Annotated in this window: 12 protein-coding genes; 8 read left to right on the forward strand and 4 right to left on the reverse strand. The window is 63.5% G+C overall.

All coding sequences use genetic code 11. The features are described 5' to 3' along the window. Nucleotides 1-151 precede the first annotated feature (151 nt). Entirely contained in the window at nucleotides 152-1,072 is a 921-nt protein-coding gene (locus tag ACSC1Q_RS00890; RefSeq protein WP_436756700.1) for a sigma-70 family RNA polymerase sigma factor, read from the reverse strand. Between the two features lie 83 nt (nucleotides 1,073-1,155). On the opposite strand from ACSC1Q_RS00890, the gene ACSC1Q_RS00895 reads away from it, so the two are divergent. After that, nucleotides 1,156-1,605, forward strand: a complete 450-nt coding sequence (locus tag ACSC1Q_RS00895) for a carboxymuconolactone decarboxylase family protein (protein ID WP_436756701.1) — start codon at nucleotides 1,156-1,158, stop codon at nucleotides 1,603-1,605. Between the two features lie 633 nt (nucleotides 1,606-2,238). On the opposite strand, the gene ACSC1Q_RS00900 is transcribed toward ACSC1Q_RS00895, so the two are convergent. Beyond that, a complete protein-coding gene (locus tag ACSC1Q_RS00900) occupies nucleotides 2,239-3,183 on the reverse strand; it encodes an alpha/beta fold hydrolase (protein WP_436756702.1) in 945 nt (314 codons plus the stop codon). Nucleotides 3,184-3,371: 188 nt separating this feature from the next. Here ACSC1Q_RS00900 and ACSC1Q_RS00905 point away from each other — a divergent pair, with 188 nt between their 5' ends. Together ACSC1Q_RS00905 and ACSC1Q_RS00910 are read left to right on the forward strand one after the other, a co-directional pair. Further along, nucleotides 3,372-4,319 carry a helix-turn-helix transcriptional regulator gene (locus tag ACSC1Q_RS00905; RefSeq protein ID WP_436756703.1) on the forward strand — a complete coding sequence of 316 codons (948 nt, stop codon included), beginning with the start codon at nucleotides 3,372-3,374 and terminating at the stop codon, nucleotides 4,317-4,319. 727 nt (nucleotides 4,320-5,046) lie between these two features. Next, nucleotides 5,047-5,655 carry a DUF6461 domain-containing protein gene (locus ACSC1Q_RS00910; RefSeq protein WP_436756704.1) on the forward strand — a complete coding sequence of 203 codons (609 nt, stop codon included), beginning with the start codon at nucleotides 5,047-5,049 and terminating at the stop codon, nucleotides 5,653-5,655. Nucleotides 5,656-5,747: 92 nt separating this feature from the next. Here the strand turns inward: ACSC1Q_RS00910 and ACSC1Q_RS00915 are convergent, their stop codons facing one another. Then, complete coding sequence (locus tag ACSC1Q_RS00915) at nucleotides 5,748-6,989, reverse strand: NsdA family TPR-like regulatory protein (RefSeq protein WP_436756705.1); 1,242 nt, start codon at nucleotides 6,987-6,989, stop codon at nucleotides 5,748-5,750. A 171-nt stretch (nucleotides 6,990-7,160) separates the two neighbouring features. On the opposite strand from ACSC1Q_RS00915, the gene ACSC1Q_RS00920 reads away from it, so the two are divergent. Both ACSC1Q_RS00920 and ACSC1Q_RS00925 read left to right on the forward strand, forming a co-directional pair. Beyond that, nucleotides 7,161-7,538: a hypothetical protein gene (locus ACSC1Q_RS00920; RefSeq protein ID WP_436756706.1), complete on the forward strand. Its 378-nt coding sequence runs from the start codon at nucleotides 7,161-7,163 to the stop codon at nucleotides 7,536-7,538. Further along, entirely contained in the window at nucleotides 7,535-7,795 is a 261-nt protein-coding gene (locus ACSC1Q_RS00925) for a hypothetical protein (protein WP_436756707.1), read from the forward strand. Before ACSC1Q_RS00920 ends, ACSC1Q_RS00925 begins: the two co-directional genes overlap by 4 nt. A gap of 508 nt (nucleotides 7,796-8,303) precedes the next feature. On the opposite strand, the gene ACSC1Q_RS00930 is transcribed toward ACSC1Q_RS00925, so the two are convergent. Next, nucleotides 8,304-9,275: a GntR family transcriptional regulator gene (locus tag ACSC1Q_RS00930; RefSeq protein ID WP_436756708.1), complete on the reverse strand. Its 972-nt coding sequence runs from the start codon at nucleotides 9,273-9,275 to the stop codon at nucleotides 8,304-8,306. 119 nt (nucleotides 9,276-9,394) lie between these two features. Here ACSC1Q_RS00930 and ACSC1Q_RS00935 point away from each other — a divergent pair, with 119 nt between their 5' ends. The 3 genes from ACSC1Q_RS00935 to ACSC1Q_RS00945 all read left to right on the forward strand — a co-directional run bounded on the left by ACSC1Q_RS00935 (nucleotide 9,395) and on the right by ACSC1Q_RS00945 (nucleotide 15,119). After that, entirely contained in the window at nucleotides 9,395-12,301 is a 2,907-nt protein-coding gene (locus ACSC1Q_RS00935; RefSeq protein ID WP_436756709.1) for a replication initiator, read from the forward strand. A gap of 478 nt (nucleotides 12,302-12,779) precedes the next feature. Then, nucleotides 12,780-13,754, forward strand: a complete 975-nt coding sequence (locus tag ACSC1Q_RS00940; protein WP_436756710.1) for a hypothetical protein — start codon at nucleotides 12,780-12,782, stop codon at nucleotides 13,752-13,754. Between the two features lie 78 nt (nucleotides 13,755-13,832). Then, the gene (locus ACSC1Q_RS00945) at nucleotides 13,833-15,119 is read left to right on the forward strand and encodes a hypothetical protein (protein WP_436756711.1); all 1,287 of its coding nucleotides are present in this window, start codon (nucleotides 13,833-13,835) and stop codon (nucleotides 15,117-15,119) included. Nucleotides 15,120-15,130: the final 11 nt, after the last annotated feature.

Genomic DNA, 15,130 nt, shown 5'->3' on the forward strand with positions numbered 1-15,130 from the left:
CTCCGTCTCTCCGCCCCTGGGACGGAGCCCGTGACTCGGCACCAAGGCCAGGTCTTCGAACGGGCTGGAAGGCTCAGGCTCCGCGGGACGGCTCCGCGTCGATGAAGGCGCGAGTGGCCCGCAGTGTCGCGACCTCACGCGCGGCAGTGACTCACCCAGGATCCGTGACCTCGTGCTCGGCGGCGACCCACCCCGGATCCGGAAGGTCCATCGACGCGAGCCTGGCCGGGTCGATCACGGTCGCGATGGCGACGATCCTGCCGTCGGCGACGGTGAACGCCATGAGCGAGAACGGAGTTCCGTTCTCGCGCCAGGAGACGAACCCGGGAAGGCCGTCGACGAGCACCGCCCGCCCTCGCGCGGCACCGCCGACGGCGACTCGCGCGGCCGCGCCGGTGGCGACCTTGGTGGCGCCGAGGATGACGACCACACCGTCGGAGGTGTCGACGGTCAGCCTCACCTCCGGGTCGAGCACGCGCAGCAACCCCTCGAAGTCGCCGCGGCGAGCCGCCGCCAGGAAGGCCTGGACCACCTCGCGCCGCTCCCGTCCGGCGGCCGTCGGCCGCTCGGTCGCCCGCACCTTCCTGCGCGCGCGGCTGGCGAGCATCTTGGTGGCGTCGGTGGACCTGCCGAGGATCTGGCCGATCTCGTCGAACGGCACCGCGAACAGGTCGTGCAGCACGAACGCCAGCCGCTCACTCGGTCCGAGCGACTCCAGGACGACCAGGAGCGCGAGCCCGACCGAGTCGGCGAGCGCCACGTCGTCCTCCGGCGCGAGGCTGTCGTCGACCGTCACGACGAGTTCGGGCAGCCGGTCGTCGTAGGACGCCTCAGGGCGGGCCTGGCGTGACCGCAGGACGTCGAGACTGATCCGGCCGACCACCGTGGTCAGCCAACCGGCGAGGTTGTGGATGGTCGCCGTGTCCTGACGGGAGAGCCTCAGCCAGGCCTCCTGGACCACGTCCTCGGCGTCGGCGTGCGAGCCGAGCATGCGGTGGGCGACCGCGCGCAGCCGGTCGCGCTGGGCCTCGAACGCCTCGCCCACCGGGTCCGTCGGGCTGGTGTCGAACATGTCGTTACCTTCCTCGGATCTGCTCCGTCATAGGTCATGACGGGCCCGGACGGGCACAGGTAACCGATGAAGGAGCAAGACCGATGGAAGCACGCATGAAGAGCCAGGCCAACGCCGACGTGATGACGGCGATCCAGCACCTCTACAAGGCGATTCACGCCGGTGGCGTCGACCCGCGCGTCCTCGGGCTGGTCCACTTGCGCGCCAGCCAGATCAACGGCTGCAGCCCGTGCGTCTTCGCCGGGGTCACGACGGCCAAGAAGCACGGAGAGACCGACGAGCGGCTGCACAACGTGGTCGCCTGGCGCGAGACGCCGTTCTTCACCGAGGCGGAACGGGCGGCGCTCGCGCTGACCGAGGCCGCCACCCGGCTCCAGGACGGCGCGCCGGGTGTGACCGACGAGATCTGGGACGCCGCCGCCACCCACTTCGACGACAAGCAGCTCTCCGCGCTCAACCTGGAGATCGCGCTGACCAACTTCTTCAACCGGATCAACCGCACGATTCAGGAGCAGGCCGGCAAGACCTGGTGAGCCGGGCGGGACGTCACCCATCCGGAGGCCGCCTCCCCTGTGGCGACCGCGCCCGTACGCGCCGACGCGGGACCAGGGACGCCAGACTGCCCGCGAAGAACCGAACCCCCTCGATCTACGCCAGGGCCAAGACCGTTCGACCCGCGAGGGCGACGAACAACCGGAACATGGCGCACTTGACCGAAGGCAGCTCAGAAGGGGGCGGGACCATGCCTGATACCTGCCACCACCCGCGCGTACAGTCCACGGTGGTCCACCGACGTCCCCCCTTGTCCGGGGTCGTGGTCCCGTACACGGTCTGTCGGGGTCCGTAGAGGTCGGGCACGTCCCGCCAGGGACAGCCGCCCCGAACCCGCTGCGGATCCCATCGATGAGCTGGCGTTTGTCCCACTTCGGCGGATGCCTGGTTTCCGGCCGTGGGGCAGCGGGGGCTGTGGCGCCCCCACTGCGCGTCGGTCGGGTCGTGCCGCCTCGCCGCCGGTATGACGGCCACGAGGTCTCCGGTTTCGTTCTTCTTGGTCGTTGAACGGTCTACCGGAGACCTCGCTGTTCATCTATGACCGGCACATGCTTCCGCGGGCCGGCCGGTCACGGCCCTCGGGCGACCGGCCCGCAGCACTCCCGGAACACGCGCTAGGCGGCATCCCGCTGGTCCAGCCACTTCAGAATCGCCTGGTTTGTTTCTTCCGGCTTTTCCTGCTGGATCCAATGACCGCAATCCAGGCTGACCACTTCCGCGTTAGGTACGAAATCCGTCAGCCTTTCAGACTTCTGGACCAAATCCCGGTCGCCGTAGATCATGAGTGTGGGCTGTTGGATGATCGGGTTCACGTCCGCCAGCAAGCGCCAGTTGCGGTCAAGATTTCTGTACCAGTTCACACTGCCCGTGAACCCCGTCGACTCGAAGGCGGAGACGAAAACGGCCAGTTCGCCGTCGCTCATTACGGGCTCACCGAGTGGTGTTTCCGCTCTGGCGAGATCGATCAACGACATACCCGGCCGAGGTTCTCTGGGGGGCTCGTTCTTCCGGTACATGTTGCGGAGGAACCGAAGTGTATTCTCCTCGAATACGGCGTCCGCGACGCCTGGCTGTCGATTGAAGTGGACAAAATAGAAGTCGCCGCCGAGCACGTCTTCCATGGATTCGATCCAGGGTTTTTCTCCGCGCTCAAGGTAGGGCAGGCTCAGGTTGATCACTTTGTTCACACGGTTTGGATGCAACAAGGTCAGCCCCCAAACGACAGCCGCCCCCCAATCATGACCGACGAAGGTGGCGTCTTCGTATCCGTAGTGATCGAGAAGTGCGATGAGATCACCCGACAGGTGTTCGATGTCGTAGCCTGTCACTTCGGCCGGACGGGATGAGTTGCCGTAGCCCCGCTGGTTCGGGACGATGACGTGGTAGCCCGCTGCGGCAAGGACGGGCATCTGATGGCGCCAGGAAAAGGCATGCTCTGGCCAGCCGTGACAGAGCACAATGGGTTTTCCTGCATTTTGTCGGCCGGCTTCGAAGACTTCGAGCTCCACACCGTTGACTGAAACAAGGGTGGGTTTGGGAAAATCGGCTGGATCAAACATTGCATTTCCTCTTCATCTTTTCGGGTTGATCAGGAGACGAAGGTGCCCGAAGACAGCGTCGGCTCACCCCTGACAGGCCGAGGGTCGATACGTTCGTGGGCGGTGGGACTCGTCGGTGAGGTCGTGTCGCCATCTTGCCGACCGAAACCGGTCACCTCGTGACCGGTTTCATGTGAAAGGTTGTCGGCGTGCGAACCGACCGGCTGGTGGCCATCCTCCTCTTGCTGCAACGGCGCGAGCAGGTGACGGCAGCAGAGGTCTCCCGAGAGCTGGAGGTCTCCGAGCGCACCGCCCGCCGCGACCTCGACGCCCTGGCCATGGCCGGGGTGCCCGTGTACTCCACGCAGGGCCGAGGCGGCGGCTGGCGCCTCGTGGGCGGCGCCCGCACCGACCTGTCCGGGTTGACCGCGAGTGAGGCCCGCGCCCTGTTCCTGGTCGCCGGCCAGGCGTCGGCTGCGACGCCGGCCGTGAAGGCGGCTCTGCGCAAGCTCGTCCATGCCCTGCCGGAGCCCTTCCGGGTGCAGGCCGAGGCGGCAGCGTCGTCGTTGGTCATGGACCCGCGACGATGGGGGGCGAGCCGGGTCGAGCGCCGATCACCTCGCTTCCTCGACGAACTCCAGGACGCGGTGATCCGCGGCGTCCAGGTGCGGCTCGGCTACGTCGACCGCGAAGGCGCCGAAACCGAGAGAACCGTCCACCCGCTGGGCATCGTTGCCAAAGGTTCGTCGTGGTACCTCGTCTCCAACACCGAGGTCGGCCGGCGGACCTTCCGGATCGACCGCGTGTCGTCCGCCGACCCGACCGGCGATCCCGTGGATCGACCCGAGGACTTCGACCTTGCCGAGAGCTGGCGCGAGATCGCCGACGAGATCGACCGCAGGCGAACGCCCACCGAGATCCAGGCGGTATGCGCGCCCCACGGGATAGGCCTGCTCCGGGTGGTGCTCGACGGCCGGCTTGAGGTGGGAGGTCCCACGACCGACGGCCGCATCGAGGTAGTGATCCGCGGCCACAACGAGTACGCGCTCGCCTGCGAGCTTGCCGGGCTGGTCGAATGGCTAGAGGTGACCGGCCCCCCGGGTGTGCGAGACCACCTGGCCTCGATCGGCAACGCGCTCGTCGAGCGATACGACTGAGACCGGCACGAGCGCTCATCGACTGGTTCGCCCGCGAGCTTGGGAAGCACAGGAGAACAGAGAACCCCGATCCGCCGAACGACATCCTCTCGATCACGATGTGCCGGTGGTACGCGAGCCTCGTGCCCCTTGCCAACGCTCCGCGTTCACGCAGGAACGTGAGGTTCGCCTGCTCCGCATCACGACCGCATCACGACCGGCTCACGACCGGCGACTTCACCGAGCCCCGCCATCGAGTCTCGTCCTTGGGCATCGTCCCGTACGTCCAGTTCGAGCATATCGGCGCTGAAGCAGACGACCACCGACTGCCGTTGGCCGGCGCTCCCCCTGGTCCGACTACATCACCCCGAGGTGACGGGAGCCATGGACACGCAGTTGATCACCCAGAACGAGGAAAGGGCGCCTCCCTTGCGGGTGACACCCTTGCCGACCAGCTGAAACCTGGTCGGGACGACAGGATTTGAACCTGCGATCCCTTGACCCCCAGGCAACCCAGGAGGGGGCGGGACCATGCCTGATACCCGCCTCCACCTGCGGATACGGTCCACGATGGTCCACCGTCGTCCGGCCCCGTCCGTGGCCGTTGTCACTCAGTTGGTCACCCAGGAAAGCACTCCCGTAGGGAGTCTTGTCATCTGCGTTATCCGAGGACTCCAGCATTTGGCGATCAAGCCCTTTTGTCGGTAACGGCTGCGATCATGCCGCTCACATGATCAAGGGAGTAACGATGACAGAGCCTCACCCAGAGTTCCACTGGCTCTCTGGTCGCGGACCGTTGGAAGACATTTTCTGCGTGTCCTTCGTCCGGGGCCTCTCCTGTTTGGAGGTGCTCACCCGCCTCGGGGTGGACGAGAGCACGGTCGAGGAAATGACCTTCGACGAGTTAAACGAACTCGCGATGGAGGAGGCAGCGGCCACCAGTGGCACCGACCCCGGCTACGTCGGTGCCGTGAAGCTCGGCGAATGGGCTGTGCTCGTCGAGCCCTTGGGGTGGCGAGTCCCCGTCAAGCGCGGCTTGTTAGGCCGCCTCTCGAACGAGACCGAAGTCGTGTCGATCAACCGGCACGACTACGCCGACGACGGCTTCGTCTACGCCGTCGATCGTGACGTGATGCTGCGATTCGACCCACTGACACCCCAGTACCGGGAGGGTGTCGACTCCGAACACTGGGAAGCCGCAATGGACGAAGTCGGCCTGGGGCGGCGCACGTTCGATGATCCAATACCTGACCGCCCGATCGATTGCGCTTTCGCCCTCGCGAGAAAGATCACCGGCGTCTCCTTCACCTCAGACGTGCTTGACAAGCCATTTCTGGTCGCCGTGGCGAACAAATAATGATCAGCTTGTCATTGCGAGACTTCGCCTAATGCCGACCTAGGGTGAACAGCATTTTCCTCAAACCGAGACGGTTTCGTCTCTTCAAGAATTCAGGCGCTCATGGGGTAGCGGGTCAGGAGCTCCCGCACTTCGGGAACATAGGCGTAGGGCTTGAGACGCGCCAAGACCACGCGGGCTCGCTGGGTGGTGCGGTCACTGGTGAGGTCAGCGGACATGTTCAGCATCCGCGACGCCGTGTGCGCCGCCTCCTCCGGCTCGTTCGCGTCGGCGAGAGCGACCGAGAGCCATGACAGGTACAGCGCGAGTTCGCGGACGTGGGTGGCGTCGTAGCGCGTCAGAACCTCGGTGAGCAGAGGAACGGCGCGCAGCGGGCGGCGCAGCTCGGTATAGGCGCGGGCTTCCATAACCTGGAGCTCGTCAGAGCTGACCCAGTACAGGTACGACGGTTCTTCGGCTCCTGCCGTGCTCGCCAGTGCGGCACTCGCCTCACCCAGTGCTCTGATGGCGGGCTGGGCCTCTCCGGCGCGGGCGTGTGCCCAAGCGAGACGGTCCCAGGTCAACGCGCGGATACGCGGTGAGGCGTGCCGTCCGGCCGCGTCCAGAGCGGCGCGTGTCAGTGCCACGCTTTCCTGCGCGTCGCCGACGTTGGCGATCTGGTAGGCCAAGGAGCCGATGAGGTTGGCCTCCAGGGAGCCGTCTCCGGCCTCGCGGGCGGCGCTGATACCCAACTGGTAGGTCCGGGCGGCCTGGTCGTGCTGGCCCGCGTCGCTGGCGATCCATCCGACGATCTGTGCCAGTTCGCCGATGTTGACCAGCAGCGCCCGGCCTGCCTCCTCGGTGTGAGTGCCGCACCGGTAGAGCCGTACCGCCGCGTCAAGCTCGCGGAAGGCAGGACGAATCAGGTCGCTTCCGGCGATGACGTCATCGGCGAGCCTCAGGCCGTGAACCCGTGCCGCCAGATCTTGCACGGTGCCCATCCCGACCCTTCGCCCCGCCCCGGAGGGAATGCGGGACAGTGGATCGCCTTCGGGCATGATCGCGGCGAGCACCTGGGCCGGTGACTTCCGGGCCGCCTTGTTCGCCAGGTCGAACAGCTCGGCCTCGGGGAGGTCGAACGCCCGGCAGTACAGCATCCGGTAGGGGTCCTTGGGCTGGTGCCTGCCCTTCTCCCAGTCCTTGATCATTCGAATCAGGGACTCGCGGGTCGGCAGGTGAGCGCGGGCGCTCTCATCGGCCACCTCGGTGAGTGCTCGTGCCATCTGCCGTTGCGACCACAACCGCTCGCGTCGCTCGGCACGCAACCTCAGCGCCCAACCCGGAATCTCGTCCATCACCGCGCCCTGGGGGAGACATGGGAGACCTGCCGTCTCCCCCAGTCTCCCCTATCGCCTCCTGTGCGAGCACGTGTATGGGCGATGTCATGGGAGGACCGTGAAAAAGCGGAACCCGCAGGCGCGGACACGCCGTACGGGTTCCTTGATCGCACACTGGAGGTGCGACCCATGGACAACTGTAGAGCCGTCCCGCCCGCCGTTGATGAGGCGATGGTGGAGAGCCATGACAGGGCTCTGGCCGTCGTTCAACGGCTTCTTACCGAGCAGGGAATCCGTGCTCACCGCCACCACACCATCAGTCTCGGACTGTTCGCCAACAGTGCGGCTGCCTGGCCCGACCAGCCGCCTCTTCGGTCGTGGATGGAGCGGCATCCGCCGGAACTGACCGTGAAGGGTCCGCAGGGCTGGCGCGTAGCCACGGTGACCATGGGGACGCGTTCGGGCAGCTATCTGGTGTCCCTGCGCGACGGCTCCGGTCCTCAGGCGGTGCGAAGCGAGCATCCCGAACAGGTGGTCGCCCTGATCGTGGCCGCTCGGGGGTCGTGACCGTGCACGGCTGGGTCATCCTAGGCGATGCGGCCACAAAGCGAGTGAACGGCCAAGAGGTCGTCGTCACGGCCGGTAAGTCGGGTGACATCGGGGTGGCCATCAGGGCGTGGGAGGACGCTGAACGCCACCGGATGCTGTACGAACTGGGCAACCTCGGTCGCCTGGTCGATGCCGCGATGGCCCGCCTCCAGGTCCACCACCGCACTTCAGGCAATCACGGAAAACAAGCACCGGAAACGGGCGACACCCGATGACCACTGGTCGGGTACGGCAACGCACCTTCCCGTAGTCGCGTTGCCGTGCCCGACCAGCAATGGCCGTGATCGGGTAACCGTGTCGTTCGGTGGCAACCTGACCCGGAGCGCAGTGCCGCCAGGCGCGAGCACTGGAAGCAGGGCGGCAGAATCGTTGCTATCGCCACGTAGGCGTTCCTGAGATCACCGAGTGGAGACGGCCGGCGCAATGCCGAATGGCACCCCGTAGGGGCCGCGAAGCGGTTGGGCCGGCGGTCGGAGCGGCAGGCGGCAGCGCGTACCAGGGGCGGTGGGTGCGTTCGGGTGCGGCGGGTGCTCGGTGCGGTGGGCGGCGGGCTTACGCCGTGCCGTCCCGGCTGGCGCGGGCCGGGACCGGCCGCCAGGGCCGCACGCCCGGCCCGCTGGCCGTGCCGGGGCGGCGGGGCGTGTCCCGCCGTGCGGTGGCGCGAAGCGCTGGCGCCTTGAACCAGTAAAGAAACTCTGAGCCAATGCCAGTTACGACAACCGGTCACAGCAAGAAGAGGATGCGGCCGGTCGGTTCGGGATCGGGTTTGTCCTGGAGCTGTTCGGGATCGTGGATGTTGGGGTCGAATCCCTCGGGCACGCTGGTGAGATTCTCGCGGGCGTAGACGGTCTCGAAGCGTTCGGCGTCGGCCTTGACCTCGGTCATCTCCAGAGGGCGGCCGTCTTTGTCGGCGAGGATGCGGCGGATGATCAGGATGGGGCTGCCGACCGATAGGGCCATCAGGTCGCGCTCGTCGGCGTAGGGCATGCGGGCGGTGACGGTGGTCTCCCAGGTGGTGGGTCCGCGTCCGTTGGTGATCGTCTCGTAGAACAACGGCTGATCGAAAGCGTGGACAAAGGCTTCGGCGCCGCTCTGTGTGGTGGTCGGGGCGGGGATGATCTCGGGAACGGTGTAGGAGCTGATGGCGATGATCAGGCCGGTGGTGGTGTGGCGCCATCGGCTGGAGCGGTGAAAGACGGTGTGGCTGGTGCGCAGGCCGAGGGTGCTGGCGATGTCGCGGTTGGCGGCGCTGAACTCGCTGCGGCTGTAGATCTGCTGGCCTTCGGCGTCGTCGGCGTGCGGAGCGGGGAGTTGGGTCCAGCCCCATTGGCGGGCGGTGGGGATGAACTCGGGGTCGGTGATGTCGTGGCGGGGCCAGGTGCCGAGCAGGATCGCGTGGCGGTCGGGGACGGCTCGGACGAAGGTTCCGCGTCCGCGTGCAACGCTGACGAGTCCTTCGCCGACCAGGGCCTTGACGGCGTCGCGGACGGTGGGACGGGACACGCTGTAGCGGGCTGACAGAGCGGTCTCGCTGGGCAGAGGTGCGCCGGGGGTGTAGCGGGCCTCCAGGATGTCGGCGCGCAGTGATGCGGCGATGATCTCCCATAGGGGGCGTTGGGAGTCGGCGAGCCGTTCCTGTTCTTCGGCGCTGAGGTCGAGATCGCCGATGTCAGGTTCGTAGTTGCTGCCGTCCACGGGAACTCCTTCGTTATAGACGTACGTTTCCCTTGTACTACATGTTGACAAGGCATGGCAACGCGCTCACCCTTGTACTACAAGTCAACCGTACGAGTGTGCATGAGGGGATAGTGACCATGAACGACAAGGAGGACAACCACATCACCACCGAACCGAACGGCGCCCAGGGGCCGAACTGGTCGGGGCATCCGCAATGGATGATCGACATGGCACAGCTGATCAACGATCCCGGCTATGACCGGTGGCGCTCCATGGTGGCGGCAACCGGCGGATGCTCCCACCCGATCCACCTCGCCGGAGAGTCGGCGATCGTCAACGCGACCACGGGCGAGGTGCTGCACGACTACCGCACCACCGACGAGGTGCGCGGGTATCTGCTGGTGGCCTGCGGCAACCGGCGGGCCTCGGTCTGTCCCTCGTGTTCACGCGTCTACCAGGCCGACACCTTCCAGCTCATCCGGGCGGGCCTGTCCGGCGGCAAGGGCACCCCGGAAACCGTCAGCGCGCACCCTCGCGCGTTCGTCACCCTGACGGCTCCCTCGTTCGGACCGGTGCACACCCGGCGAGAGAAGAACGGCGCACTGCGGGCCTGCCGCCCCCGCAACCGCGACACGGTGTGCGAGCACGGGCGGCCGGTCGGCTGCCACACCCGCCACGAGATCGGAGACGAACGACTCGGCCAACCGATCTGCGCGCAGTGTTACGACTACACCGGGGCGGTGCTGTGGCAGGCCCACGCGGGCGCGCTGTGGCATCGCTTCACGCTGGAGATGCGGCGGACCCTTGCCGGTGAGGCGGGCATGACCCGCACAGCGTTCGCCAAACAGGTCCGAGTCTCGTTCGCCAAGGTGGCGGAGTATCAGCGGCGCGGCCTGGTGCACTTCCACGCGGTGATCCGCTTGGACGGTCCCGAGGGCAGCACCGACACTCCCCCCACCTGGGCTGATCACAATCTCCTCGTACGGGCCATCGCTCCGGCCGTGCGACGCGTCACCGTCCGCACCCCTGCCAGCGGGCTCGGCCGGTGGGACCTGACGTGGGGCGATCAGCTTGACATCCGGCCCATCGTCGTCGACCAGGGCGCGGGCGGGCTGAGTGAGCGGGCGGTGGCCTCCTACATCGCCAAGTACGCGACCAAGGGCGCGGAGGCGTCCGGCACGGTGGATCACCGCTTGTCGTGCCCGGTCTGCAAGGGGCGCGGACGGCTGAGCCTGACGGCCTCGTGCGGACGCTGCCACCGAACAGGCTTGAAGCCGGGCCTGCACCTGGACGCGCTCCCGGTCAGCGAGCACGCCCGGCGCATGATCCGCACCTGCTGGGAGCTGGGCGCACGACGAGAGTTCACCGCGTTACGGCTGCGGCCTTGGGCGCACATGCTGGGATTTCGCGGCCACTTCTCCTCCAAGTCACGCCGCTACTCCACCACCCTCGGCGATCTCCGACAGGACGGGCGAAACACCGAGCGGCCGAAGCACGCGAGCGGCACGGACTTCCCGCACTGGCTGATGAGAGCACGCTCGTCCTCGGTCACTGGCGCTTCGCCGGAATGGGCTACACCCCCGGTGAGGCGATCATGGCCGAACACATCCGGCACCGCGTCTCCCAGGCCCGCGCCATCGCGGCGAAACGGGAGGACGGTTGACCGCACCCCGACCGTCCACCGATCGGCGGCTGTATCGCGTCAGCGAAGCCATGTACCTGCTCAGCATGAGCCGCAGCGTGATCTACGAACAGATCCGATCCGGGCGCCTGCGCTCGGTCACCCAGGGCCGCACTCGGCTCATCCCCGCCTCGGCCATCACCGACTACGTCGCACTACTCGAACAGGAAGCGAGGGCATCATGACCACACGACGCAGCCGGGGAGATGGCGGCCTGCACTGGGACGAGACCCGCGAACGCTGGATCGCCTCGGTCACCGTCGGCTACACCCCGGCCGGAAAGCGCATCGTCAAGAAGGCCAGTGGCAAGACCAAGACTGAAGCCAAGGCCAAACTCAAAGAGATCATCCGCGACTATGACGACGGGCTGGCGAGCGGTCCGGCCAACTACACCGTCGCCGACGCCGTGACGGGCTGGCTCACCTACGGCTTACACGGACGTGACCCGAACACCGTGGCCAACTACCGGACCCTGTGCGACAAGCACGTCATCCCCGGCCTCGGCGCCCGGAAGCTGCGGGAGTTGAGCGCGGAGGACGTGGACCGGTGGCTCATGGGGAAGGCCAGGACGCTCAGTGCTCGAACGGTTCGCCTCCTCCACTCGTGCCTGAACCGAGCGGTGAGGTTCGCCCAGTCCCGCGACAAGGTGAAGCGCAACGTAGTGGGCCTCTGCGAGGTCCCAGAGGGGAAGGAAGGGCGGCCGTCCAAGGCGCTCACCCTCGACCAGGCGGAGGCCATCCTCAAGGCCGCGAGCGACACCCGGATGTACGCCTACGTCGTGCTCTCCCTCCTCATCGGTGCCCGTACGGAGGAACTGCGGGCGCTCGTCTGGTCGGAGGTGGATCTCGACGGTAAGCCGGGCACCGGCACTCCCCCGTGGATCGCCGTCTCCCGCTCTCTCGCGCTGCCTCGTCGCTGCGTCGAAGCCCTCCGGGAGCACCGGACCCAACAGGCCAGAGAGCGGGAGACGGCGGGCGCGAGGTGGACGGAGAACGATCTCGTCTTCGCCTCCCTCGTCGGCACTCCCCTGGACTCCCACAACGTACGGCGAGCGTTCCGGAAGATCGTGAAAGACGCCGGACTGCCCGCGAAGGACTGGAACCCCTCGGGAGATGCGGCACAGCTTCGTCTCGCTGCTGTCCGACTCGGGCGTACCCCTGGAGGACATCGCGCGTCTCGTCGGCCACAGCGGGACCGCCGTGACGGCGGCGGTCTACCGGAAGCAGATCCGCCCGGTCCTGCTCGATGGGGCGGAGGCGATGGACCGGATCTTCACGTGACGGGAGCGATAGTCACTCAGTTAGTCACCCGGAACGAAGAAAGGGTGCCTCCCTTGCGGGTGACACCCTTGCCGACCAGCTGAAACCTGGTCGGGACGACAGGATTTGAACCTGCGACCCCTTGACCCCCAGCCACGAGTTGGGCGTCTGGGACGATCTGAGGGCGTTGGGCGGGGAGCCTCCCGCCTGGGAAAACTTCCGGAGAGGTCGGAGGCCGTCGGAGCCAGTTTGAAGGCGTTGGCTCCCTAGATTGGCTCCCTTGGCTCCCGGAACATTGGAGTAGAGGATTGTTCCGAGAGAGCGGCCAACGGGGCAGGGTTGACCATCCTCGCATGGTGTCGAGGTCAGATTGTCGGTGAGACCGGCTACGGTTCCTTCCGTATCAAAGCCAGGCCCCGCTAACCTCGCATGCAAGTTCATCAAGCAGCTCAGGCGTACACCCTACAGGCATGACAGCACCACCCTTCATCGCCCTCTGCTCTTTCTTCGACTCCTTAAAACAACCTTTTGACATACAGATCCTACCCGTAACTTCAACTCCCAAAATTCTTAAGGAAGTCCATGCAAGGCAACATGCACAACTTTCGAGAAGTCGACTTTATCCGCTTCCTCGGTTCGCTTCTCGAACGCCTTAACATTGGTCAAGTCTCCATAGAAGATCGACTTTCCAGCTCCTCAATAGCAGACATCTCTATCGTTACAGGTGACACCTTATACATCATTGAATGCAAGAAGTCGGTTCCGCAAACACAACAACGGATTTACGATTTCAAGGAACAGATCGCCCGGTATTCGCTTGACGCAAAAAACGGCAAATATTCTAACTTAAAACAGCAGCTCATTCTTGCAGCACCAGGAAGGTTAGCGCCCGCCCATAGAGACCTGCTATCGCAGAGCGGCATATCAGTTTGGGATGCACCATGGATTGCCGAACGAGCCAGTCAGACAAATTTAAAAGACGAAGCTGCAACATATATCAGCACAGAAGTAGATGGCTACATTCACATCAGTGAGCCACTTACTCTTGGAGAGCGACTTTCTCAAGTACCCGCAGGAAAATCAGAATGGGTGAAATATCAGAGGCTATGCGAAGAGATCTTTGAGTTTCTCTTCTGTCCGCCGCTCCGACCGCCAATACGAGAGAAGTCTAATGCAGATGGAGTAAACCGCCGCGACTTCATTATGCCCAACTATGCAGCCCAGGGAACTTGGCAATTCTTACGCCTGACCTATAGAGCAGACTATGTTGTAATTGACCCGAAGAACTATTCAGGCATGATCGGAAAAGAACAAGTACTCCAGATAGCGAACTATCTTGAGCAGCACGGGCTGGGGCTTTTTGCAATCATCGTAACCAGGTATGGCGCAGACAGCTCCGCACTCATTACGATACGCGAGCAATGGATGCGTTACAATAAAATGATCATTACGCTCCAAGACACGGATGTGCAACAAATGCTGATTGACAAGAGGTTTGGAAACGATCCTGCAGAGCTACTTCTACAGAAAATCGAAGACTTTAGAATATCTATCTGAAATTACCTAAGGAGCTGGCTCGGCATCTTCCATGGATCTATAACATGAAAAAATTTAGCATAAGCGGGAAGGTAGACAGTGGGGAAAAAGTCAATCGCAACGGATCTCCATATCGGCCAAGTCGACGACGAAGAGCTCAGAATAGTTCTTAGTTCTATACTCCCAAGAGGCGCACAGTTCCGTCCAGACGAAGTTGAGTACCGAACAGAAAAAGATGCCTGGGCACTCAGCCTGCACTACCGGAATGGCAAGATAGTTGACGCCACATCAGGACCAGCAATCACATCTGAAATCAAAAATGAAATACAGAGAGTAATAAATCAAGATATTTTAGGGGAAACTGGCATCAAAATATCTCGCTGGACTATGTTTAGCGGGAGAATTGTTGAAGGAAAATGGTGCCACGGGAATGACCTACAAATCGTTCCAGCTCCGCCGCAAGCCCCCCGCCCTCTTGAACTGATGGCCGAACATCCGTTTATCGTAGATTTCCCTTTCGCGGGTTCTTCGAACTTCATTATTGAACAATTTCGATACATGAAGCGAGCGCGAGAACTCACCCTCCTGTTAAACACGTTTCTATCTACCAGAATTACCTCACCAACAAATTCCGCGAGGAAACATTGGGTCTATGTCCATCAGGATTCGACTATAGTCACAACCTGGGCTAGCGAAGGCTACCTAATACCCAACTTCACTTATATCGTCGACGAGTTTCCCGTAGACGACTCCCCTTCCCTTGAGAAAGTGGAATCTAACACGTATTACAATAGCAGAAACTACGTGGATGATACGCTGACGATTCCGGCAGAGCTTCCGAAACTATTCGACGCTTTTTATGCATTACACGCTGACGCTCGCGAACGATTTATACGCGCCTCCTATTGGTACCAAACAGCATCAAACGTCTGGGATTACTCAAAATCCTTGTATCTTACATCTCTAACCAACGCAATAGAGTGCATTGCTGGCCTAGAGATTCATCGTTCAATGCCGCAGGGAGAAGTTCAAGAATTCAAGCCGAGCACTCTATTTAAGACGTTCATGCAGAAGTTTGCACCCGGAAACCCGAGCGGTGCACAACTTGATAAAATCTACGAAGCTCGGAGCGAGATAGCACACGGAGAGCGTCTCCTAGCCTACGATCATACGATTCCTTCGTGGGGATTAGATCAAACTTCCACAAAAGACCGAGACATCAGCGATGCTGCAAGAATTTTATGTCGCGGAGCGCTGATTAACTGGCTCTGGAGTCACGCTTATCCATCTACGAGGTTGCTCATTACAGAAGGAGTTAAAATCGGAAAGACAACCCCTCCGGGAACAAAGAGCGGTATAATCGTGTATTCCCCAGACCCCGAATAACTCACATTGCT

The sequence above is a fragment of the Streptosporangium heterodermiicola genome (genome assembly GCF_051390675.1).
Taxonomy (GTDB): domain Bacteria; phylum Actinomycetota; class Actinomycetes; order Streptosporangiales; family Streptosporangiaceae; genus Streptosporangium.

Bases quoted from the DNA above. Each gene is read 5' to 3' on its own strand.
- ACSC1Q_RS00890 (WP_436756700.1), bottom strand. From the start codon at position 1,072: ATGTTCGACACCAGCCCGACGGACCCGGTGGGCGAGGCGTTCGAGGCC.
- ACSC1Q_RS00895 (WP_436756701.1), top strand. From the start codon at position 1,156: ATGGAAGCACGCATGAAGAGCCAGGCCAACGCCGACGTGATGACGGCG.
- ACSC1Q_RS00900 (WP_436756702.1), bottom strand. From the start codon at position 3,183: ATGTTTGATCCAGCCGATTTTCCCAAACCCACCCTTGTTTCAGTCAAC.
- ACSC1Q_RS00910 (WP_436756704.1), top strand. From the start codon at position 5,047: ATGACAGAGCCTCACCCAGAGTTCCACTGGCTCTCTGGTCGCGGACCG.
- ACSC1Q_RS00915 (WP_436756705.1), bottom strand. From the start codon at position 6,989: ATGGACGAGATTCCGGGTTGGGCGCTGAGGTTGCGTGCCGAGCGACGC.
- ACSC1Q_RS00920 (WP_436756706.1), top strand. From the start codon at position 7,161: ATGGACAACTGTAGAGCCGTCCCGCCCGCCGTTGATGAGGCGATGGTG.
- ACSC1Q_RS00935 (WP_436756709.1), top strand. From the start codon at position 9,395: ATGAACGACAAGGAGGACAACCACATCACCACCGAACCGAACGGCGCC.
- ACSC1Q_RS00940 (WP_436756710.1), top strand. From the start codon at position 12,780: ATGCAAGGCAACATGCACAACTTTCGAGAAGTCGACTTTATCCGCTTC.